The sequence below is a fragment of the Acinetobacter sp. TG2027 genome (genome assembly GCF_000302435.1).
Lineage (GTDB): Bacteria > Pseudomonadota > Gammaproteobacteria > Pseudomonadales > Moraxellaceae > Acinetobacter > Acinetobacter pittii.
The window spans coordinates 214,128-236,411 of the sequence record NZ_AMJN01000035.1 but is presented as its reverse complement, the minus strand read 5'-3'; the positions used below and the strand labels follow the sequence as shown (position 1 = coordinate 236,411).

Genomic DNA, 22,284 nt, shown 5'->3' with positions numbered 1-22,284 from the left:
AAATTATTGAAAAAATTTTATTGATAAAAAATGGTTATGAAAAAATAAAAAATTATTCATGTAAGTTTTGCTAAATATTGACTGTCTATTACTGTTCTTGGCTTTCCGAATATTATTTGCTTCTATAGAATGGAGAATGATCAAATTATGATGATGAGTCAATATTCCGACTGATCTAACGCTATATCAGTATCATTCGCCAGAGCGGGAAAAATTCCGCTCAAGCACAACTTGTTGGAAACACTAATGCCTGACTATCGTTCAAAAACATCGACACACGGAAGAAATATGGCTGGCGCACGTGGCTTATGGCGTGCAACAGGAATGAAAGATGAGGATTTCGGCAAACCGATTATTGCGGTGGTCAACTCATTTACTCAATTTGTGCCGGGCCATGTACATCTTAAAGATCTAGGGCAGCTTGTCGCAGCAGAAATTCAGGCAGCAGGTGGTGTTGCTAAAGAGTTCAATACGATCGCAGTAGATGACGGGATCGCAATGGGGCATGACGGCATGCTTTATTCTTTACCATCACGTGATTTGATTGCTGACTCAGTTGAATATATGGTGAATGCACACTGTGCAGATGCCATGGTGTGTATTTCAAACTGTGACAAGATTACTCCGGGAATGCTCATGGCTGCGATGCGTCTGAATATTCCTGTTGTTTTCGTGTCTGGCGGACCAATGGAAGCTGGTAAGGTTAAGTTCCGCGGTAATGAAAAAGCGATTGACCTTGTTGATGCAATGGTTGTTGCGGCTGATGAAAGTTATACAGACGAAGAAGTTGAAGAATTTGAACGTTCGGCATGTCCAACCTGTGGTTCATGTTCAGGTATGTTCACTGCAAACTCAATGAACTGTTTAACAGAAGCTTTAGGTTTATCTTTACCGGGTAATGGTTCGATTGTTGCGACGCATGCAAACCGTAAAAAATTATTCTTAAAAGCAGGCCAGCTTATTGTTGAATTGGCTAAGCGCTATTATGAACAAGAAGATGCAAGCATTTTACCTCGTTCAATTGCAACCAAGGCTGCATTTAAAAATGCGATGACCCTTGATATTGCAATGGGTGGTTCAACCAATACCGTTCTGCATTTATTGGCTGCGGCAAGTGAAGCAGAAGTTGATTTTACAATGGATGATATTGACGAATTATCACGTCGAGTTCCTGTATTGTCTAAAGTAGCGCCTGCAAAACAAGATGTTCATATGGAAGATGTTCACCGTGCGGGTGGCATTATGGCGATCTTAGGTGAGCTTGATCGTGCGAAGTTGCTTGATGTATCAGTGCCGACTGTACATGAGAAAACTTTAAAAGATGCATTAGATAAGTGGGACATTATCCGTACTGAAGATGCAGACGTTTATGAATTCTATCGTTCATCACCAGGTGGTGTTCCAACTCAAGTTGCATTCTCGCAAAATCGCTATTATTCAACATTAGATGGCGACCGTGAAAAAGGCGTTATCCGTAATGCAGAACATGCATTCTCTAAAGATGGTGGTTTAGCGGTTCTATACGGCAACATCGCGCTTGATGGTTGTATCGTGAAAACTGCGGGTGTTGATGAATCAATCTTGAAATTTACAGGCACGGCACGTGTATTTGAGAGCCAAGATGCGGCTGTAGACGCAATTTTAGGTCATGACATTAAAGCTGGCGATGTGGTTGTGATTCGTTACGAAGGTCCACGTGGTGGCCCGGGTATGCAAGAAATGCTTTACCCAACCAGCTACCTTAAATCGAAAGGTTTAGGAAAAGACTGTGCATTGGTAACAGATGGTCGTTTCTCTGGTGGTTCATCAGGTCTTTCGATTGGTCACGTTTCACCAGAAGCAGCTGAAGGTGGTGCAATTGGTTTGGTTGAAGATGGCGATACTATTGAAATCGATATTCCAAACCGTACGATTCACTTAAACGTTGATGATGCGACTATGGCACATCGTCGTACAGTGCAAGAAGCGAAAGGCTGGCATCCGAAAGAAGAACGTAAACGTAAAGTATCAAAAGCGTTAAAAGTTTATGCAATGCATACAACAAGTGCAGCGAAAGGAGCTGTACGCGTTCTATAAAATATTCAATTTTAATAATTGATTAGGAATCATGCACCCTTTAACACGATGAATTGCTATCATGTTAAGGGTGCATTTTTCATGTCTGGTAAAAAAAATCAGCTTGTAGAAAAAGGTGTTTTTAGATCATTCTATGGGTTTGCCATAAAATGGTGATAAAATCTTCACCTACGTAGAAACTTGCTAAAACATGACTTATTTTCTGCGTAAACTAAGGTAGTTATATTTCAATCTCGACTACTGTTTTACCTTGCACTATGATCAAAACAATCTTTGATCTCGCTTAGGATTTATTTTTTAGAGGCACAACTCATGTCACTGCTACGCCGTTGGTTTGACCCTATTCGATCGAGCTGGTTTTACCAAAAGCCTTCTCGTCAAGCGGTGTTACCCACGGAAAATGGTTTAAGTATTTATTTACGGCTTGATGATGTGTATAGCTATTTGGCTGTTCAGCAATTGTCTCAGCTAGATGAAATTTTAAGTGATGAACTTAAGCCTTTAAAAATTATTATTTCGCATACGGCTTCTGAACCTCCAAACAGCATGTCGCATGAAGAGTGGCAAAATTATTGTCTGAATGATGCCAAGATATTAGCCAAACAACATCGTTTCGGTTTTGATGAATTTCCAGAAATCCCAAGCCCAGAATCTTTAAAACAAGCGGCAGTCATATTAAAAAGAACCCCATTACAAGGTCAGAATTTCTTCCATTTAATAGAAGATATTTTCCACATGCTTTGGCAGCAACAATATGGAAAGTTGCGAACTTTACATGCCATGGCAGTTAAACATCAGCTTCCTCAACATTTTTCAGAACGCATTTTTACGGATGAGCCTGTACCTGCGGCATACTTTGAATTTGGTGGACGTAAATATCACGCAGTAGACGATTTATTACGTTTGACTCGTCGTCTGAAGCAGCAAAAGTTACTGACTGGGAATCCAATTTTTTTAATTAATCATATCGAATGGCGTGAACATTTGATTAATGATGCTGAGGCACTCACCGAGATTCAAACACTTCATCCTGAGCTTGATATTTATATTGCTTTAGAAGATCCAATGAGCTGGTTGTTACTTGCTTATATTAAAGAAGAACTGGCTGATTATTATGATATTCAACTAAAAGTTTACCCTTTAAGTTATCAAGGTCGAGACTGGTTTGACTGGAGTTTGGCGACTCGTGTTTCTAAACGAACAGGTGTGGCCTTTACGCCATTTTGTCGCCCTACTGAGGAAAGTACATTAGAGATGGCAAAGCTTTTCTATAGTGTGCAAGAAAATCAGCAAATCGATACGATTTTCACAATATTACAGGCAGTTTGGACGAAAGGAAAAGATTTATCTTTCTTAAAACATTTTCAACAGTTACAGCAGCAACTTGGGATTGAGCAGCTAACCGATCAAGATGTTCAATCTGTTTTGGTGCAAAATGATGCACTTTGCAAAGACAAGCATCAGCCTGATTTACCGGTTTTAGAGCTGCGTATTGATGGTCAGACCTACGTATTTAATAGCTTGTATCGTGTGTGGATGATCGAAAGTATTTTTAGCAATGTATTAGAAGAAAAATATAAAACAGCCTCAACTTTTAATTGAGGCCTACTCCTAAAAACAAGAATAGGGCAGTACCTGTTTTTTCCGTAGCATATCCTTTAAGGAATCGGAGATAAACAGTGACTTTTTTAGCAATTATTATAGTGGTCTTTGCTTTCGCTGGCATGATTAAAGGCATGATCGGTTTAGGATTGCCCGCGGTATCGATGGGCTTACTCACCATCGCAATGAGCCCTTTTCAGGCAGCATCTCTTCTGATAGTTCCTTCAATGGTCACCAACGTCTGGCAGCTTTTTGCTGAAGGACATGTCTGGGCTTTTATTCGCCGTTTCTGGACTTTGCTTGTGGGCATTGTGGTGGGCTCAATATGGAGCTTTCTACCCACTTTAAGCCAAAGTCATGGGCATAGTAGTGAGATTTTATTAGGCTGCATGTTGGCCCTATATGGACTCTATGGTCTGTGCGTGAAGAAACTTCCACACTTAGGGAAGTATGAACGTTGGCTATCACCGATTATTGGATATATCGGCGGGGCAGTGACTGTAGCAACAGGTGTCATTATTATTCCAATCGTTCCTTATTTGCAGTCTTTACATTTAAAGCGGGATGAGTTGGTTCAGGCTTTAGGACTAACGTTTACTGTCTCTACCATTTGCCTTGCAGTCTTTTTACACCACAACCCTATGTCGGGAATGACATTGGATTATCGTTTATCTTTTGCTGCATTATTGGCGGCGCTCGTTGGAATGTGGTTAGGTAAAAAAATCCGCTATCGACTCAACGAGCAATTATTTCGCCGTATCTTTTTTATAGGTTTGGTGTCATTAGGGCTTTATATGATTTTGCATTAAGCCAATTTTTAAGGGCGATGTTGCAATAAAAAATCTGAAAATTGTTTATAACTATTAGGTAGCTGATTGAAATTTTGTGTGGCCAAAAGCAGTTTACGATTTGCCCACGCACCTAGTAGTTGAATGGAATGAAAGTCATAGTCCGATTGCAAACGCTGGGCAGCACGAGCCGGCATAATCGCAATTCCGACGCCTTTGGCGACTACCTCAGCAATCGCCCCAAAATTAGGTAAGCGCAAACGGTACTGTATGTTAAAGCCCAATAGCTTAGCTTGAGTTTCGATGGACTGTTGCAACGAATGGTGGGGCTTAAGACCAATAAAACCATAACTTAAAGCCTCTACCAAATTCAGCTGTTGGTGTTGAGCTAAATTGTGAGTAGGAGGACAAATCAGAACTAATGGATCACTAGCAAATTCCTTAGTTTGCAAATGGCGGGTATCAAAAAAACTTGAGACCAGCCCAAGATTTGCAACTCCTTGCGTTAATGCCTCTACAATTTCTGAACTTTCTGCCTCGTGTAAATCAATGTTCATTTCGGGATGAAGCACCAAATATTGTGGTAATAACGGAGGCAAATATTCGCTTTGAGCAGAAGAGTTACACCAAAGCGTTAATGACTCTGTTGTAGGCGGCCTAAAACGCTGCATTTCTTGTTCAAGCTGCTCTTTTTGTGTCATAAGCTGACGAGCATGCTCTACAAAAGCGTGTCCTGCTGTGGTGAGTTCCACTCCCGTCGTGTGGCGAATAAATAAGGGCGTTTCAAAATATTGTTCGAGTTTTTTTATACGTTCGCTGGCAGCTTGAAGTGAAATTGCAGAGCGGTCAGCACCTTTGGTTAGGCTACCCGTAGAGACAATATGAAGTACTAGCTGTAAATCAAAAAAATCAAAACGCATGACAGGGAACGTATTGAAGGCTAAAAAGTCATCATACTAAATCGTAATAAAAAAAGGCAGCTTACGCTGCCTTTTTGAATTTAGGTTTTATCTTTTAAACTAAACAGCCAATTTAAAATAATGGCTGCAAAAGTTGCGGTACCAATACCACCTAAATTGAAGTTACCGAACAATAATTCAAAGTTACCAGCACCTAAAATAATCGTGACTGAAGCAACAATTAGATTTTTATTGTTAGAAAAATCAACTTTGTTTTCAATCCAGATTTTGGCCCCAGCAATGGTAATTAAACCAAACACAACAATAGACGCGCCTGTTAAAACAGCACTTGGAATAGTACTAATTACCGCACCAAATTTTGGAGATAAACCTAAGAAAATTGCAAAGACACCTGCGATCACAAAAACAATGGTTGAGTACACACGAGTGACTGCCATCACACCAATGTTTTCACCATAAGTAGTCATCCCTGGAGCGCCGACACTACCAGATAATGTTGTCGCCAAACCATCTGCAACAAATGCTTTACCTAATTGTGGAGTCAGGTTTTCACCAGTCATCGCGCCAACAGCTTTAATATGTCCTAGATTTTCTGCTACTAAGATAAGCGCAACTGGCGCAATAATTAGCATAGCATTCGTGTCAAAAGTAGGATGCGAAAAGCTTGGAATCCCAAACCATGCGGCTTGTGAGATCTGGCTAAAATCGATTGGTTTACCTAAACCTAGCCCATTGGTGGTGATGGCATAAATCACATAAGCCAAGATCAAACCAATCAACAGAAGCAAGCGTTGCAACAGGCCACGAGTAAAGACTGCAATACTACCCATACAAAGTACGGTAATTAAGGCCATCCACATTTCAAATGGTTGGCCTGCAACACCTTTAATCGTAACAGGTGCAAGGTTCAGACCAATAATCATCACAATGGCACCAGTCACCACAGGCGGCATGAGTTTTTCAATCCAGCGTGTACCAGTAAGCATCACGATAAAACCGATGATGGCATAAAAAACACCACATGCTACGATTCCACCTAAAGCCATAGATAGATTTGGATTGGCACCTGAACCTGTAATATGCCCAGTTGCAGCTGCAACCACCCCAATAAAGGCAAAACTTGATCCTAAGTAACTTGGAACACGACCACCTGTAATTAAAAAGAACAGGATGGTACAGATACCAGACATTAAAATGGCAAGGTTAGGATTAAAGCCCATGAGTAATGGTGCTAAAACAGTTGCTCCAAACATGGCAAATGCATGTTGAATACCCAAAACAGCACTTTGAACTGGTGGGAGATATTCATTGGTAGAGACTGGCCGATGGTCAATATCACCTTGGTAAGGCTGCCATTTTGGAAACCAATTGGACATAAAATAAGCTCATTATTCTTTAATTGCTGCCATGATACTCTTTCTTGGGAGTGCATTTAATCTCTACAGAGAAGTATATGAGTGAAAAGTAATTATTTTTTAACGATTGGTATAATTTTAAAAAACTAAATGTGCGTATTTAGTTATTTTTTTCTCATAAAAATTAATTTTATGATTTTTAAAAAATATTCAAAAAAATAGAAAATCGGAGAAAATTTAAGAAAAATAAAGAACTTTGCAAGTAAAAAGCAGCACATCGAGATGCACTGCTTTATGAAACAATTGGTAAAATCAGCTTAACCTGTATTACGTAAACCAGCAGCGATACCTGCAATACTCACCATAAGTGCATGGTCAACAGGGGTGTGTTCTGCCTGACGCTCAGCAAGATAATCACGACGACGCTTCATGAGTTCAGCCTGTAAAAGATGCAAAGGAAGTAAGTATGGTTTACGAACCTGCATAGATTGATCAAGAACATCATTATTACTCAGAAGCTTTGATTCATCTTTTAAGGTTAATAAAGTTTGTACAGCATCTTTTAGGCGTTGGCGTAATTGGTTGCCGAGCACTTTTAAATCTTCATCTTCAGTCAGATGAGACTCGTAATAGAGTGCAATATTGGCATCGGCTTTAGACAATACCATTTCCAGCATATCAATCAGCGTCTGGAAATAAGGCCATTGCTGAAGCATTTCATCAAGAGTTGCTTTTTGCTGATCGGCAATCACTTCATTAATGGCAGCACCTGTACCTAGCCATGCAGGCAACATCAAACGAATTTGTGTCCAAGCAAATACCCATGGAATCGCACGTAAAGACTCGATGCCGCCACTAACTTTACGTTTTGCAGGACGCGAGCCTAATGGCAACATTTGTAATTCAAGTTCAGGAGTGACGGTACGTAAATATTTCACAAAGTGAGGGTTTTCACGCACTGTTTGGCGATAAACCTTAACAGAATGATCTGTCATACGGTTCATGAGTTCACGCCATTCGGCTTTAGGCTCTGGTGGTGGTAATAATGTCGCTTCAAGCGTTGCCGCGGTATAGATTTCAAGGTTTTGCATGGCAATACCTTCTAGACCGAATTTGAAACGGATCATTTCACCTTGTTCTGTGACACGAATTGCACCAGAGATTGAACCCGGCGGCTGTGAGAATAGAGCTTGTTGGGTTGGTGCGCCACCACGGCTAATTGAACCGCCACGACCATGGAATAGTGTCAACTGTACGCCGTGTGTTTGAGCAATTGCAGTCAGCTCTTCTTGAGCACGATATTGCGCCCAGTTGGCAGACATGAAGCCAGCATCTTTTGCAGAGTCGGAGTAGCCGATCATGACTTCGTGTTTACCCTGAATGTGCTGTTTATACCAATGCATATTGAACAGCGTATTCATGGTAGTTGCAGCGCCATCTAAGTCTTTTAAAGTCTCAAATAGAGGAACTACACGTAAAGGATGCTGAATACCTGCTTCTTTTTGCAATAACAGTACAGCTAAAACATCACTTGGATATTCAGCCATCGAAATAATATATGCCCCTAAAGACTCAGGTGGTTGGTCTGCCAAAGTACGCATGGTTGCAAATACTTCTTGAACATCTGGATGACCAATCAAACTGCCTTCAGGTTCATTAATATATTTCGGTAAAAGCGGGCGTTTACTTTGTAATTCTTGAATGAGGAAGTTTTGGCGCGCTTGTTCAGTCCATGACTCAAAATTACCTAAACCTAAATATTCGGTAATTGCTGAAATCGCTTGGCGATGACGGCCTGATTCTTGGCGAATGTCGAGTTTAAGTAATTCAATACCAAAACAGTTCACACGGTAGATAAAGTCGAGCAGTTGACCATTCGCAATTTCAGGTAGGTTACTGTCGATTAAAGAGCGATAGCACAGCAATAATGGTTGTAAAAGCTCATCTTTACTTTTAATAACATTGCTGTCGTCTGCTTCTAAGCCTTGTAAACGCTGAGCTAACCAGTGTCGAGTCGCTTTTAAACGCTCTCGTGTAGCACGTAAATATTCACGATAAGGTTCTGCATGTTGGCTACCAATTGCCTGAATCATTTCTTCGGAACAAGTCTGGATTGAAAGTTCCCAACGTAAGTTTTCGATATCTCTTAAATAGAGGTCGGCAGCCTGCCAGCGTGATAACCACAGTACTTCTTGGGTAATTTGATGGGTAACATTTGGGTTGCCATCACGATCTCCACCCATCCAAGATGCGAAACGTACTGGTGCAATATTAAGTGGTAAATTGAGTTGGCAGTTTTCTTGAACTAATTCATTTAACTCGCGAATGAATTTAGGTACAGCATTCCAAAGTGTTTGCTCAATTGTGGCAAATCCCCATTTTGCTTCATCGACTGGAGTCGGACGGTGTTGTCTGATTTCATCTGTTTGCCAAGCCGAACTAATTTGTTGCTTTAAATTCGCAAGTGCATTTTGGCGTTCGCGTGGGGTAAGTTTTTGCTGATCAAGCTGTGAGAGGCAAGCGTTAATATCATCATATTTTTGAATGAGGGTACGACGACTCACTTCAGTTGGGTGCGCCGTAAGTACTAACTCAATTTTAAGATCGCAAATTTGCTGGAATAGTTTTTCTGTTGAAATACTTTTATCTTTAAATTTTTGAAATAAGTGAACCAGCGGATTCGGAGAGTTTGCATCCGAATCAAACTCTGCCTGTCTGCGGCTACGGACCACATGATATTGCTCGGCAATATTGGCAAAATTGAGGAAGTGAGAAAAAGCGCGGGTGAGAGGAAGTAACTCTTCATCGGGCAGTTCTAAAAATAATTGTTCTAGTTGCTTTTCGGCTTCAGCTTGACCATCACGTGCACCTTTGGCAAGAGCACGGATTTGCTCGATCTGATTAAACAGTTCTTGTCCTGCATGTTGTTTTAGGGTTTCACCTAACAAATTACCAAGTAAGCGGACATCCTCACGCAGTGGCGCATCGATTTGCTGAACCATGCTATTTTCTCCTGTTCTTATTCTTATCGAATATAGCGCGATTAACAAACATTCCAAGCTTTGAGCGTAAGAAAATGTGAATTTTTGCTTAAAAAATAACATTTAATTCGCTTGTAGTGTCTTAAAAGCTGGCATGCACTTAGCGCAACTTTTGACAATCGGACTTTGGTTTAATTCCGATATTTGAGCAAGAATAAATTAATTGCGTCGCGAATAATTTGCTCTAGCTCCTGTGCATTTGGGGCAGCAGTAATGCCCAGTAAAACCTTGTGATGGCGTACACCAAGCAATAAGGTCAAAAGCAGTTCTGTTTGATAGATCGGATCATCGGCTTGAATGAAACCTAATTGAGCAGCTTTTTGAAAAAACTCAGCTAATTGATTCTCCATTCGTGTATGTGAAGCTTCAAAAAACTGTAGGGCGAGTGGGTTCTGTTCGGCTGCAAGCTCCAACAATACATGATCAAGCTTTAATGCTTCAGGTGAATAAATAATTTGTAAGGCACGTGAACATACAATAAAGAGTGTTTGATAGAAGTCTGCCGATGTATCTAAGTCAAATTGTTTAGTGCACAGTGTCTCTTCACAAGTTTCCGTAATCGCGCAGATAAACAGGTTCACTTTATCTTGAAAGTGGTTATAAACCGTGAGTTTAGTAACGCCTGCTTCCTGTGCAATCTGGTTCATGCTAGTACCGTGATAACCGGATTTTAAAAAAATAGCTTTCGCAGCTTGTAGGATACGAGCACGCTTTTCCAGATCTTTGGGGCGACCACTTTGATTAACTGTTTGCACAAAACCCTCTAATAAAAGTTCAGAAAAATAAATATTTATAAGTTTTTTTTAATTAATGTACTCATAGGTATATTAATTAAAAAACAAACAAACTATGATGCAAGCATATTGTGCCTTAAAAAATCAGTTTGAATAAGAGCGATAAGATATGAATCTGTTAAAACCTCTCATCATGAGTATGGTGATTGTTTGTACGGTCACATTAATGGGATGCAGTAAAGAAGCACCCAAAACAGAAGAAATACCCTATGTGATGGTGGCGCAGCCATTAACCACACTCAATGAACAAAAAAGCTATGCAGGGGATGTGCAGGCTAGACAACAAACGGCTTTGGCATTTCGGGTTGGTGGACAAGTTACGGCGCGCTATGTGGATGTAGGCGACCGAGTTAAAGTTGGACAAGTATTAGCAAAACTCGATGTGGCAGATGCTCAGTTACAATTAAATGCTGCTAAAGCCCAACTGGATAATGCACAGGCTTCGGCAAAAACAGCAGCAGATGAACTTAAACGTTTTCAACAATTACTCCCGATTAATGCAGTGAGCCGTTCGCAATTCGATACGGTAAAAAATCAATATGACGCGGCACAAGCGGCGCTACAGCAAGCTCGTTCTAACTATGAGGTTTCTGCTAACCAAACTGGTTATAACCAACTCGTTTCTAACAAAAACGGGGTGATTACTGCGCGAAATATAGAAATTGGACAAGTGGTTGCAGCAGGACAAGCTGCTTATCAACTGGCAATTGATGGAGAGCGTGAAGTTGTTATTGGTGTTCCTGAACAAGCGGTTAGCGAGATTAAAGTTGGTCAAGGCGCTTGGATCACCTTGTGGTCTAAACCGAATGAAAGATTTGCTGGATATGTACGCGAAGTTTCTCCTGCGGCTGATCAGTCTCGTACCTTTACAGTGAAAGTTGCACTCAAAGAAGGGCAGTCTGTTATCCAACTTGGACAAAGTGCACGCGTATTTTTTACCTCAACTCAAACCAACGTGATGAGTGTGCCACTTTCGAGCGTTTCAGCAACAGATAATCAGCCTTATGTCTGGGTTGTTAATGCGAATCAAACTTTACGTAAAGTACCCGTAACGGTTGGTGCATATGGCAGAGACAGTGTACCCGTGCTATCTGGTTTAACACCAAATGATTGGGTGGTGATTGGTGGTGTGCATTTGCTACGCGATAAGCAGAAGATTCACCCGATTGACCGTGAAAACCGTGCGGTGAAAATTCAGGGAGCAATCCAGCCATGAAATTCAATCTCTCGGAATGGGCATTAAATAATAAAGGTATCGTCCTTTATTTTATGCTGTTACTTGGCATTATCGGCGCGATCTCTTATTCAAAACTCTCACAAAGTGAAGACCCACCATTTACTTTTAAAGTCATGGTCGTACAAACCTATTGGCCGGGAGCAACAGCGAAAGAAGTTTCAACGCTGGTGACTGACCGTATCGAAAAGGAACTCATGACAACAGGGCAGTATGACAAGATTATGGCTTACTCCCGCCCAGGTGAGTCGATGGTTACGTTTGTTGCCAAGGACTCTCTGACATCGGCACAGATCCCTGACGTTTGGTATAACGTCCGTAAGAAGGTGAATGATATTCGCCATGAACTGCCAAACGGTGTACAAGGCCCATTTTTTAACGATGAATTTGGGGACACTTTCGGTAATATTTATGTACTGACAGGCAAAGACTTTGACTATGCACTTTTGAAAGAATATGCAGATCGTTTGCAATTACAGCTTCAACGAGTCAAGGATGTCAGTAAGGTCGAATTGATTGGTCTACAAGACCAAAAAATATGGGTTGAGATTTCTAACACTAAAGCGGTGCAGCTCGGAATTCCAGTTACAGCGATTCAAGAAGCCTTACAAAAGCAAAATAGTATGGCAAGTGCTGGCTTTTTTGAAACGGGTACAGACCGTATTCAAATTAGAGTAAGTGGTCATCTACAAAACATTGATGAAATTAAAAAAACACCTTTATTGGTCGGTGATAAAACCATCCAGCTTGGTGACGTTGCTGATGTTTATCGTGGTTTTAGTCAGCCTGCTCAACCACGTATGCGTTTCATGGGTGAAAATGGTATTGGCATTGCCGTTTCGATGCGTAAAGGCGGTGACATTATTGCCCTTGGTAAAAATCTAGAAACAGAATTTGCCCAACTGCAAAAGACCTTGCCACTCGGCATGAAATTGCAAAAAGTTTCTGACCAACCTGTAGCAGTACAACGCAGTATTCATGAGTTTGTGAAGGTACTCGCTGAAGCAGTCATTATTGTCTTGTTAGTGAGTTTTTTCTCTTTAGGCTTCCGTACGGGTTTGGTGGTCGCTTTTTCTATTCCATTAGTTTTAGCAATGACCTTTGCCGGTATGAGTTTATTCGATGTCGGACTGCATAAGATTTCACTTGGTGCTTTGATCTTGGCGTTAGGTCTGTTAGTCGATGACGCCATTATCGCCGTCGAGATGATGGCCATTAAGATGGAGCAGGGCTATAGCCGGATTAAAGCCGCCGGATTTGCGTGGAAAACTACCGCATTTCCGATGCTCACGGGAACATTGATTACCGCGGCAGGTTTTTTACCGATTGCTACGGCTCAGTCTAGTACAGGTGAATACACACGCTCTATCTTTCAGGTTGTGACCATTGCTTTATTGGTGTCTTGGATCGCGGCAGTTTTATTCGTACCTTATTTAGGTGAAAAGCTATTACCAGACTTTACCAAGTTAGGACATCAGGCCCCTTGGTATGTCCGTTTGTGGGCAAGATTAACGAAAAAACCGCAACCGCAAACTGTGGCAATTTCACAGGACCATCATTACGATCCTTATCAATCTAGTTTCTATTTACGTTTTAGAAAGATGGTCGAGTTTTGTGTGACCTATCGTAAAACCGTGATTGCAACGACGGTGGGGATTTTTGTGCTCTCTGTGCTGATGTTTAAGATGGTACCTCAGCAGTTTTTCCCGCCTTCAAACCGTGCCGAGATTTTAGTCGATTTAAAGCTTGAAGAAGGTGCTTCTTTAACAGCAACAGAACAAGCTGTGAAAAAGGTTGAAAAATTCTTGTCGAAACAAAAAGGTATTGATAACTATGTGGCCTATGTAGGGACAGGTTCACCACGTTTTTATTTACCTTTAGACCAGCAATTACCGCAAGCCAGCTTTGCTCAGTTTGTTGTACTCGCATCATCACTTGATGATCGTGATGACATTCGTCGTTCGTTAGAAACACAAATTAAGCAGTTACTCCCACAAGTCCGTACTCGTGTGTCATTACTTGAAAATGGCCCACCTGTTGGTTATCCATTGCAATATCGTGTGTCAGGTGAAGATTTAAATCTGGTACGTAAAGAAGCGCAGCAAGTCGCTAAAGTAATGAGTGAAAACCCGAATACCACCAATGTGCATTTAGATTGGGGCGAGCCAAGTAAGATCATTTCCATTCAAATTGATCAAGACCGTGCTCGACAAATGGGTGTCTCTAGTCTGGATTTAGCGAACTTCATTAATGCATCAATTACTGGTAGTGCGATTGAGCAATATCGTGAAAAACGTGAACTCATTGAAATTCGCTTACGCGGGGACCAAGCAGAGCGCGTTGAAGTGGCTTCACTGGCAAGCTTAGCTGTGCCAACGAACAATGGAACCACTGTACCTTTAGCTCAAATCGCGAAAATTGAGTATAAGTTTGAAGATGGTTTGATCTGGCATCGTAACCGCTTACCGACGATTACTGTTCGCGCAGATATTCGTACCAATTTACAGCCTGCTACCGTTGTGGGTGAGTTAGCTGAATCAATGGATAAGTTACGTGCTGAATTGCCAAGTGGCTATCTCATTGAAGTGGGTGGAACCGTAGAAGAGTCTGCACGTGGGCAAGATTCTGTGAATGCGGGTATGCCACTCTTCTTGGCAGTGGTCATGACATTACTGATGATTCAGCTCAAAAGCTTGTCTCGCTCGACCATCGTGTTGTTAACAGCTCCACTGGGTTTAATTGGTGTTGTTTTATTCTTACTGTTATTTAACAAACCATTTGGCTTTGTGGCCATGTTAGGCACAATTGCGCTCTCTGGCATGATCATGCGTAACTCGCTTATTTTGATTGATCAAATTGAGCAGGACCGACAAGCGGGACATCCAACTTGGGAAGCAATTATTGAAGCGACAGTGCGTCGATTCCGTCCAATTATTTTGACTGCTTTAGCCGCTGTTCTGGCCATGATTCCACTTTCGCGAAGTATTTTCTTTGGTCCGATGGCTGTTGCGATCATGGGCGGATTGATTGTTGCCACCTTACTGACATTATTTTTCCTACCTGCACTCTACGCAGCGTGGTTTAAGGTGAAAAAAACCGCATAAAATACATAAATTTTTTGTGAATAAAGGTGCGAAATATTGAAAACTCCAATATAGTAGCACCTGTCTTTACACAAAAAATACAGGATTATTTTGCTGCATAAAAAATAGGCAAAATGCAGTGAATTGAGGTGAAATACAGATGGGGCAAGACCATATCGAACAGCATCGCCGTTATATAGTAATTTCTTATGCGTTCATGTTTCTTGCATTGTTTACGGTTATTTTTGCGGCCTTTGCTTATTTGGTCGCTCGTAAAGTGGCAGTTGTAGATAATGCAGAAGTTTGGATTCATGCGCATGCGCTATGGATTATGCGCAATGCGATTCTATTTCTATTTATGGCAATTTTTGCTGTTGTCTGGTTTATTCCGCTCTTCTTCTTTGCATGGGATAGTAATCTTTGGGTCACAGCCTCTACGGTTGCTGGCGTAGTTTTTAGCGCTATTGCGTGGTTATTTCTATTAAATGCATGGTTAAAAGGCTTGTCTAAATATTTAAAAAATAAGGCAGTTTTTTAATATATCTATTTTTTAAACATTTCCCCCTTGTAAATTCGGCTAAAGCCCCCCATTTAGTCGGCAATAGAGTATTGATAAAATTCCGTGAGGAGCACCGCCAAAAATGGCTAAACGTGATTATTATGAGGTTTTAGGCGTTTCAAAAACCGCAAGTGATGATGAGATCAAAAAAGCCTACCGTAAATTGGCGATGAAATATCATCCTGATAGAAACCCTGACAATGCCGAAGCTGAAGAGAAATTTAAAGAAGCTGCTGAAGCTTATGAAGTTTTATCGGACAGCGAAAAGCGTAGCATGTACGATCGCATGGGACATAATGCGTTCGAAGGTGGCTTTGGCGGGGGCGGTGGTGGCTTCGGCGGATTTAGTGCAGAAGATATTTTTAGCCAGTTCGGTGATATCTTCGGTGGCGCATTCGGTGGTGGTGGACGTCAACAGCGTCAACGTCGCGGATCAGATTTACGCTATGTAATGGAACTTACCCTTGAAGAAGCTGTAAAAGGGGTGAAAAAAACTATTACTTTTACTGCTCCTGCACCATGTGATGTGTGTGATGGTAAAGGTTCAAAAAATCCAAAAGATGTTGAAACCTGTAAAACTTGTCATGGTTCAGGACAAGTTCGTATGCAGCAAGGTTTCTTCTCTGTACAACAAACATGTGGTACGTGTCGTGGTCAAGGTAAAATTATTAAAAACCCTTGTCAGGCATGTCATGGTTCAGGTGTTGCCGATCGCCAGCAAACGTTGGAAGTTACAATTCCAGCGGGTGTAGATAATGGTGACCGCGTTCGTTTGAGTGGTAAAGGCGAAGCAATTCGTGATGGCCAATCAGGTGACTTATACGTTGAAGTCGTTGTTCGTGAACACGAAATTTTCCAACGTGATGGTGCCGATCTTTATATGGACGTACCAGTAAGCATTGCTGATGCTGCACTTGGTAAAGAAATTGAAATTCCAACTTTGGAAGGTCGCGTTAGCCTGAAAATTCCTGAGGGAACTCAAACAGGTAAATTATTCCGTTTACGTGGCAAAGGCGTTCTTCCAGTACGTAGCAGCATGGTGGGTGATTTACTCTGCCGTATTGTGGTAGAAACACCAGTCAACTTAAATTCTCGCCAACGTGAATTACTTAAAGAGTTGCAAGCTTCTTTTGATGGCGAAGACAGTGCTTCCTCACCAAAGAAAAAATCATTCTTTGATCGTTTGTTCGATTAATGCTTGATTAGACAAGAAATTAAAAAGAAGGCGGATATTTATAAAATATCCGCCTTTTTATTGCGCTGATGTATCTTATTATTTTTATTCTGCTTAAAAGAAAATTACGTCTGCTTACTTTGTAGGGAGAGCAACATCAATATCATTAACACTTACAGTCGGTTCGCTAGAAGCAAGAGTAGGAGCATTTTCGATCACTGGTGCGGCTACTGCTTCTGCCTGTACAGCTACTTTTGGTGCCTCTGCTGCTGTTTCGCCAATAATTGGGTCAATATCTTCAACTTTAACCTCAGCATTGGCATCGCTTGTTTGAGCTGTAGGCGTTGCTGTTTGAGTATTTACGTTTGTTGTAATACGCGCTTTAGATAAGCTTTCTAATGTGTCTCCTGGCTGGATTGCAGGCTCTGCAAATGCCACTGAACTCATAATCCCCATCATTACTGTAAAGCCAATAATTCTCGAATGCATGCTGAACTCCTTATAGTCATCTTTTTCTCATTCGTGGCTCCGTAGTCTGCCGATCAATTCTTTAACTTTTGTGAAAACAGATTAAATTTCGTCCCAACTCAAAAAATAATTTTTACTTTTTAAGATGAGCAAAGAGTTTTGATATAGTAGGTAAATTACGTAAAACCGAAGATTGGGAAGATTATGTCAGCAGCACCACGCATTGGTATTTTAGGTGCAGGCGGTCGTATGGGCCGTACGCTTATTCAAGCAGTTCAACAGGCAGGCTATCAATTAGCTGCTGCGGTAGAGCGTCCGGAAAGTAGTTTGGTGGGCACGGATGCAGGTGAGCTTGCTGGTATTGGTTCAGTGGGTGTGAAGGTTTCAGGAAACTTGGCAGAAGTTCTTAAAGACTGCGATGTAATCATTGATTTTACTGCACCAGTTGCAACTGCTCAGCATTTAAAGCTTTGTCGTGAAGCTGGGGTTGCCATGGTTATTGGTACAACAGGTATGTCAGATGAGCAAAAAGCTGAGTTAGACGAAGTTGCTACGCATACCCCAGTGGTTTACGCTGCGAACTATTCAGTGGGCGTAAATGTATCAATCAAGTTACTTGAGCTTGCAGCAAAAGTATTTGGCGATACAGTAGATATTGAAGTGATTGAAGCTCACCACCGTCATAAAGTAGATGCGCCGTCAGGTACAGCATTAATGATGGGCGAAGCAATTGCAGATACTTTAGGTCGTAACTTAAAAGAAGTTGCTGTGTATGGCCGTGAAGGGCATACAGGCCCACGTGACCGTCAAATGATTGGCTTTGAAACCATTCGTGGTGGTGACATCGTTGGCGAACACACTGTCATGTTTATTGGTGAAGGTGAGCGTGTTGAAGTGACTCATAAAGCGACTAACCGTATGAACTTTGCTGCTGGTGCAGTACGAGCTGCTGCATGGGTTGTGGGCCGTGAAGCGCGTAAATATGACATGAAAGATGTTTTAGGATTGAACGACGTACAGGTATAAAACCCTGTACGTATTCCATGTGTAGCGAGAAAAACAAGATAGAGCAGAACATGAATAAAAAACAAATTGCCTTGACCACTCTTCTTTGCTTAAGCAGCCTCTGGACGGGGGCTGCTTCTACAGAAAAAGCTAAACTCAGCTTAGACCGCAATAATATTAAAGTCTGGACCTATCAAAAAACTGATAATCCAGTCTTTCAATATAAGGCTGAAACGACATTTGATGTGCCACTTGAACGCGCTGTCGCTGTGATTTTAGATGTAAATCGTGCTGACCAGTGGGTGCCTTATATGGGCAAAGTTGAAATGTTGTCTCAAGATGAGAAAAAAGGTGAGTTCACACTTTACATGGTGTTGGATTTTCCGTTTCCTTTGAAAGATCGCGATGTGGTTGTAAAAGGAAAAATGAGCAAGGCTGCAAATGGCGTTGTAACAATTAAAAATACTGCAATTAGTGGAAATTATCCGATACAACCTGATGTAGTGCGCTTAACACGCTATGAAGGGGATTGGACATTCCAGAAACTTGCAAATAATAAGGTGAAAGTAACGACCAGTGGTTATGCTGATCCTGCTGGTGCAATTCCGTTGAGCTTTGTAAATATGTTTGTTCAACAGCAACCTTACCAGATGCTGCTCAAAATGAAGCGGGAAGTAACCAGTCCGATTTATGAACACCCTAAATTACCAGATATTTTAAAATAAATAGCTTAAAAAAAAAGCGCCTGAGATCAGGCGCTTTTTTATTAATCTGAACACTGCTGTAAAGCTTGTGCAGGGCTGCTTTCGCGTTTGATTTGAAATAAAACCAATAACAAACCTAACCCAGCCAACAATGCGCCAGCAAAAGATACTGCGCTATAACCCCAACCTAGATCGAGTACTAACGCGCCTGCTGCTGCACCTACTGCATTACCTAAGTTAAACGCACCAATATTCACTGAAGAGGCAAGTCCTGGTGCTTCATGAGCGACTGACATTACACGCATTTGCAAAGGTGGTACTAAAGCAAAGGTTGCTGCACCCCAGGTCACTAATGCAATGGCTGCTCCAATCTGGCTTTGCGCAAGAATTGGGAAAGTCACCATCATCACAATCAACAGAACCAAGAAACCAATCAGAGTTTTGTTGATAGACAAATCTGCAAAACGTCCACCCAAATGGTTACCAATTGAGAAACCTACACCAATCAGCACCAACATGAACGTAATGAAAGTCGGTGAAGCATGGGTAAACTCAGTCAAACTTGGCGCAATATAGGTGTAGAGTGTAAACATTGCACCTGCACCGAGTACGGTGGTGAGTAGCGCAAGGACCACAGGAGTACGCGTTAATACCTTTAATTCAGCTTTCACATTTGGTTTTTGGGCAACCATACCTTGTGGGAGCGCTTTCCATAAAGCGAGCATGGTAATCACACCAAGCAAAGAAATCGCAAGAAAAGACATACGCCAGCCAATGTTTTGCCCAACCCATGTTGCTAACGGTACACCACCAATATTGGCAATGGTTAAACCCATAAACATGGTTGCTACAGCACTGGCCTGTTTATGTGCGGGTACAATGCTTGCCGCTACAACAGAGCCAATCCCGAAGAAGGCACCGTGGTTCAGGCTTGTAATGAGACGAGCACCTAATAAGCTCATATAGCTTGGTGAAAACGCTGCGATTAGGTTACCGACCGTAAAGATCGCCATCAGCAAAATAAGCGCATTACGTCGTGCAAAACCACCAAACCACAAGGTCATGAAAGGCGCACCTAGCATGACGCCAAGTGCATAGCCCGTAATTAACATTCCGGCCGTTGGAATTGAAATTCCTAAATCATTAGCGATATTCGGCAACAGTCCCATTGGTGAGAATTCCGTGGTGCCAATGGCAAAGGCACCAATTGCCAATGCCAATAACGAGAACGCCGTATTTGATTGAGTGTTCATGAGTTTAGTCCCAAACAGGTGCCCATGGCTCTGGGCTAACTTCACGACTGTTGCGGTCGAGCTCAGCAATCATTTGCATTTCAGCTGAAGTTAACTCGATATCCTGTGCTTTTAAGTTGCTAATCAGGTTTTCACGTTTAGTCGAAGATGGAATGACTGCAAAACCACGTTGCAATGCCCACGCTAGTGCAATTTGCGCTGTCGTTGCTTTATGTACTGCTGCAATTTCAGCGAGAACAGGGTCTTGAAGCACTTTACCGTACGCAAGAGTCATGTATGAAGTGACATCAATGTTCTTCTCTTGTAAGAAATTTACAAGTTTATGGTTTTGAAGATAAGGGCTTAACTCAATCTGATTCGTTGCAATATGCTCTACACCAATTGTGTCAATTGCTTGTTGGGTAAGTGCAATATTGAAGTTTGAAATACCAATTTGTTTAGTTAAGCCCTGTTGTTTTGCTTCAAGTAAAAGCTGCATAACTTCCGGAATCGAAACGCCTAAATCTGGCGCTGGCCAATGGATCAATGTGAGGTCAACATGGTCAGTACGAAGCTTTTCTAAGCTTTCTTTTAAGCTTGGAATAAACTTATCTTGAGCAAAATTATCTACCCAGATTTTTGTGGTTAAAAATAAGTCCTGACGTGATACACCGCTTTCGGCAATGGCTTGACCAATCGCTGCTTCATTATCATAAATTTGAGCAGTATCAATGACACGGTAACCTATGTCTAAAGCAGTTTTAACAGAATCAATAACTGCTTGTTCTTTAAGACGGAAAGTACCTAGACCAAAACGTGGAATATTCATGTGTTCACCTAAATTTGAATAATCATTTAATATGAAATGCATTTTGCTTTTTTTATTGTTGCGAAAAAATAGATGAATAAGCAAAATATCTTTGATCATTAGTCAATAATGGAATAAGACATGAAATCAACAATTGAAGAGCTGGTCGCGTTTATCGCAATCGTTGATACGGGCTCTTTTGTTGCGGCGGCAGAACATTTAAAACAAACGCCTTCAGGAGTCAGTCGATCTTTAACACGCCTAGAAGCTAAGTTAGATGTGACTTTGTTAGAGCGAACTACACGTAAATTGAAACTCACTCAAGAAGGGCAACAGTTTCTGGTAAAGGCCCGTAAAATCTTAAATGAGCTAAATGCGGCTGAAGAAGAACTACAAAAATCTGATCAGGGGACTGCGGGACTTATTCGCATTGATTCAGCAACGCCGTTTGTCTTACACGTAATTGCGCCATTAATGCATAAGTTTCGTGAGTGCTATCCAAATATTGAAATTGAGCTCAATAGTAATGATCAGGTGATTGACCTGCTACAACATAAAACCGATGTGGCATTTCGATTCGGAGAACTTAATGATTCAAGTCTTCATGCCAAATTAGTATGTAAAAGTCGCTTATTTATCGTTGCAAGCCCTGAGTATTTAGCAATTAAGGGTACACCGACACAACCTGAACAGCTTGAACAACATGATTTGATTGGTTTTACCAGACCTGCATATATCAATAGTTGGCCGATTAAAGTTGGTGATGAATATTTTTTTGCACAATCAAAAATTAAAGCATCAAGTGGCGAGACGGTACGTCAGTTGACGATTAGAGGACATGGTATTGCACGACTATCTGAATTTGAAATTTGGAAAGACATTGAAGAAGGGCGATTGATAGCCTTATTTGAAGACCAAATTGAACATCAATACCAAAGCATCCATGCTGTGTATTATCAACAAGAGCATCTACCAAAACGAATTCGTTTATTTATTGAGTTTTTGGCAGAACAGTTAAAAGACGGTTTTAAAAACGCTCTCTAAAAGTAGTGTAACTGTCAGTTGGAAAATGAACTTCTAAAAGTGGGGTCGTTTGTCCTTGTGATGAATGTTGAGACAGAAAATAACTTTTTTGATGTTCTCGGCAGCTAAAATACAAAGTCGAATAAACCGAGTTCACCATGACAACTTCATTTGAGCTATTACGCTTATATTGATAATGAGAAATCGTACTGGTCTTTTCATCAGTGCGTTGCTCCATTTTATAGTCTTGTTGATTTGTCATTTTTAAATAACCTTCTATGAGACTTTGGCAAACAGTATGTCTGTACTGCTCATCTTTTGGTTGTTGTTGGCAACCAGCTAAAACAATAATAAATAACAATATAGCTTTTAATTTCATGACTTTGCTACTTTCTGAGTTGATTTCTATAGCCTAAAG

The 22,284-nt window shown here is 41.2% G+C and carries 18 protein-coding genes; 10 read left to right on the top strand and 8 right to left on the bottom strand.

The features are described 5' to 3' along the window. Nucleotides 1-246: 246 nt before the first annotated feature. From ilvD to B806_RS0108630, 3 genes are all read left to right on the top strand, one after another. Complete coding sequence (gene ilvD, locus B806_RS0108645) at nt 247-2,076, top strand: dihydroxy-acid dehydratase (RefSeq protein ID WP_013196516.1); 1,830 nt, start codon at nt 247-249, stop codon at nt 2,074-2,076. A 312-nt stretch (nt 2,077-2,388) separates the two neighbouring features. Then, entirely contained in the window at nt 2,389-3,678 is a 1,290-nt protein-coding gene (locus B806_RS0108635; RefSeq protein WP_017402872.1) for a hypothetical protein, read from the top strand. A gap of 77 nt (nt 3,679-3,755) precedes the next feature. Continuing rightward, on the top strand, nt 3,756-4,487 hold the full coding sequence (locus tag B806_RS0108630) for a sulfite exporter TauE/SafE family protein (protein WP_017386206.1): 732 nt from the start codon (nt 3,756-3,758) through the stop codon (nt 4,485-4,487). Between the two features lie 8 nt (nt 4,488-4,495). Here the strand turns inward: B806_RS0108630 and B806_RS0108625 are convergent, their stop codons facing one another. The 4 genes from B806_RS0108625 to B806_RS0108610 form a co-directional block, all read right to left on the bottom strand. Then, nucleotides 4,496-5,386, bottom strand: coding sequence for a LysR family transcriptional regulator (locus B806_RS0108625; RefSeq protein WP_017386205.1), 891 nt, complete (start codon nt 5,384-5,386; stop codon nt 4,496-4,498). An 80-nt stretch (nt 5,387-5,466) separates the two neighbouring features. Further along, nucleotides 5,467-6,762, bottom strand: a complete 1,296-nt coding sequence (locus B806_RS0108620; RefSeq protein WP_002119102.1) for a solute carrier family 23 protein — start codon at nt 6,760-6,762, stop codon at nt 5,467-5,469. 296 nt (nt 6,763-7,058) lie between these two features. After that, nucleotides 7,059-9,743: a phosphoenolpyruvate carboxylase gene (gene ppc, locus B806_RS0108615; RefSeq protein ID WP_017402871.1), complete on the bottom strand. Its 2,685-nt coding sequence runs from the start codon at nt 9,741-9,743 to the stop codon at nt 7,059-7,061. Between the two features lie 170 nt (nt 9,744-9,913). Beyond that, on the bottom strand, nt 9,914-10,537 hold the full coding sequence (locus B806_RS0108610; RefSeq protein WP_002119184.1) for a TetR/AcrR family transcriptional regulator: 624 nt from the start codon (nt 10,535-10,537) through the stop codon (nt 9,914-9,916). A gap of 148 nt (nt 10,538-10,685) precedes the next feature. Between B806_RS0108610 and B806_RS0108605 the strand changes: the two genes are divergently transcribed. The 4 genes from B806_RS0108605 to dnaJ all read left to right on the top strand — a co-directional run bounded on the left by B806_RS0108605 (nt 10,686) and on the right by dnaJ (nt 16,647). After that, nucleotides 10,686-11,792 (top strand): efflux RND transporter periplasmic adaptor subunit, encoded by a 1,107-nt coding sequence (locus tag B806_RS0108605; protein WP_017386203.1) that lies wholly within the window; start codon nt 10,686-10,688, stop codon nt 11,790-11,792. Beyond that, a complete protein-coding gene (locus B806_RS0108600) occupies nt 11,789-14,914 on the top strand; it encodes an efflux RND transporter permease subunit (protein WP_005078784.1) in 3,126 nt (1,041 codons plus the stop codon). Before B806_RS0108605 ends, B806_RS0108600 begins: the two co-directional genes overlap by 4 nt. Nucleotides 14,915-15,053: 139 nt before the next feature. After that, on the top strand, nt 15,054-15,431 hold the full coding sequence (locus B806_RS0108595) for a membrane protein (RefSeq protein WP_002119294.1): 378 nt from the start codon (nt 15,054-15,056) through the stop codon (nt 15,429-15,431). Between the two features lie 103 nt (nt 15,432-15,534). Further along, on the top strand, nt 15,535-16,647 hold the full coding sequence (gene dnaJ, locus B806_RS0108590) for a molecular chaperone DnaJ (protein WP_017402870.1): 1,113 nt from the start codon (nt 15,535-15,537) through the stop codon (nt 16,645-16,647). A 114-nt stretch (nt 16,648-16,761) separates the two neighbouring features. Here dnaJ and B806_RS0108585 read toward each other — a convergent pair whose 3' ends face one another. Next, nucleotides 16,762-17,115, bottom strand: coding sequence for a hypothetical protein (locus B806_RS0108585; protein ID WP_002119225.1), 354 nt, complete (start codon nt 17,113-17,115; stop codon nt 16,762-16,764). Nucleotides 17,116-17,298: 183 nt separating this feature from the next. Here B806_RS0108585 and dapB point away from each other — a divergent pair, with 183 nt between their 5' ends. Both dapB and B806_RS0108575 read left to right on the top strand, forming a co-directional pair. Then, on the top strand, nt 17,299-18,120 hold the full coding sequence (gene dapB, locus B806_RS0108580) for a 4-hydroxy-tetrahydrodipicolinate reductase (RefSeq protein WP_017386202.1): 822 nt from the start codon (nt 17,299-17,301) through the stop codon (nt 18,118-18,120). Between the two features lie 50 nt (nt 18,121-18,170). Then, a complete protein-coding gene (locus tag B806_RS0108575) occupies nt 18,171-18,824 on the top strand; it encodes an START domain-containing protein (RefSeq protein ID WP_002119284.1) in 654 nt (217 codons plus the stop codon). Between the two features lie 41 nt (nt 18,825-18,865). Here the strand turns inward: B806_RS0108575 and B806_RS0108570 are convergent, their stop codons facing one another. Then, nucleotides 18,866-20,056 (bottom strand): MFS transporter, encoded by a 1,191-nt coding sequence (locus B806_RS0108570; protein WP_002119209.1) that lies wholly within the window; start codon nt 20,054-20,056, stop codon nt 18,866-18,868. A 4-nt stretch (nt 20,057-20,060) separates the two neighbouring features. Further along, the gene (dkgB, locus tag B806_RS0108565) at nt 20,061-20,864 is read right to left on the bottom strand and encodes a 2,5-didehydrogluconate reductase DkgB (RefSeq protein ID WP_025465984.1); all 804 of its coding nucleotides are present in this window, start codon (nt 20,862-20,864) and stop codon (nt 20,061-20,063) included. A 120-nt stretch (nt 20,865-20,984) separates the two neighbouring features. Between dkgB and B806_RS0108560 the strand changes: the two genes are divergently transcribed. Continuing rightward, nucleotides 20,985-21,887 (top strand): LysR family transcriptional regulator, encoded by a 903-nt coding sequence (locus B806_RS0108560; RefSeq protein ID WP_017386200.1) that lies wholly within the window; start codon nt 20,985-20,987, stop codon nt 21,885-21,887. On the opposite strand, the gene B806_RS0108555 is transcribed toward B806_RS0108560, so the two are convergent. Then, on the bottom strand, nt 21,871-22,245 hold the full coding sequence (locus B806_RS0108555) for a hypothetical protein (protein WP_017386199.1): 375 nt from the start codon (nt 22,243-22,245) through the stop codon (nt 21,871-21,873). The two genes, B806_RS0108560 and B806_RS0108555, sit on opposite strands and share 17 nt — an antisense overlap. Between the last annotated feature and the right edge of the window lie 39 nt (nt 22,246-22,284).

Coding starts and splice junctions, on each gene's coding strand:
- B806_RS0108575 (WP_002119284.1), top strand. CDS start 18,171: ATGAATAAAAAACAAATTGCCTTGACCACTCTTCTTTGCTTAAGCAGC.
- ppc (WP_017402871.1), bottom strand. CDS start 9,743: ATGGTTCAGCAAATCGATGCGCCACTGCGTGAGGATGTCCGCTTACTT.
- ilvD (WP_013196516.1), top strand. CDS start 247: ATGCCTGACTATCGTTCAAAAACATCGACACACGGAAGAAATATGGCT.
- dnaJ (WP_017402870.1), top strand. CDS start 15,535: ATGGCTAAACGTGATTATTATGAGGTTTTAGGCGTTTCAAAAACCGCA.
- B806_RS0108600 (WP_005078784.1), top strand. CDS start 11,789: ATGAAATTCAATCTCTCGGAATGGGCATTAAATAATAAAGGTATCGTC.
- B806_RS0108555 (WP_017386199.1), bottom strand. CDS start 22,245: ATGAAATTAAAAGCTATATTGTTATTTATTATTGTTTTAGCTGGTTGC.
- B806_RS0108560 (WP_017386200.1), top strand. CDS start 20,985: ATGAAATCAACAATTGAAGAGCTGGTCGCGTTTATCGCAATCGTTGAT.
- B806_RS0108585 (WP_002119225.1), bottom strand. CDS start 17,115: ATGCATTCGAGAATTATTGGCTTTACAGTAATGATGGGGATTATGAGT.
- B806_RS0108595 (WP_002119294.1), top strand. CDS start 15,054: ATGGGGCAAGACCATATCGAACAGCATCGCCGTTATATAGTAATTTCT.
- B806_RS0108605 (WP_017386203.1), top strand. CDS start 10,686: ATGAATCTGTTAAAACCTCTCATCATGAGTATGGTGATTGTTTGTACG.
- B806_RS0108620 (WP_002119102.1), bottom strand. CDS start 6,762: ATGTCCAATTGGTTTCCAAAATGGCAGCCTTACCAAGGTGATATTGAC.
- B806_RS0108570 (WP_002119209.1), bottom strand. CDS start 20,056: ATGAACACTCAATCAAATACGGCGTTCTCGTTATTGGCATTGGCAATT.
- dapB (WP_017386202.1), top strand. CDS start 17,299: ATGTCAGCAGCACCACGCATTGGTATTTTAGGTGCAGGCGGTCGTATG.
- B806_RS0108635 (WP_017402872.1), top strand. CDS start 2,389: ATGTCACTGCTACGCCGTTGGTTTGACCCTATTCGATCGAGCTGGTTT.
- B806_RS0108625 (WP_017386205.1), bottom strand. CDS start 5,386: ATGCGTTTTGATTTTTTTGATTTACAGCTAGTACTTCATATTGTCTCT.
- dkgB (WP_025465984.1), bottom strand. CDS start 20,864: ATGAATATTCCACGTTTTGGTCTAGGTACTTTCCGTCTTAAAGAACAA.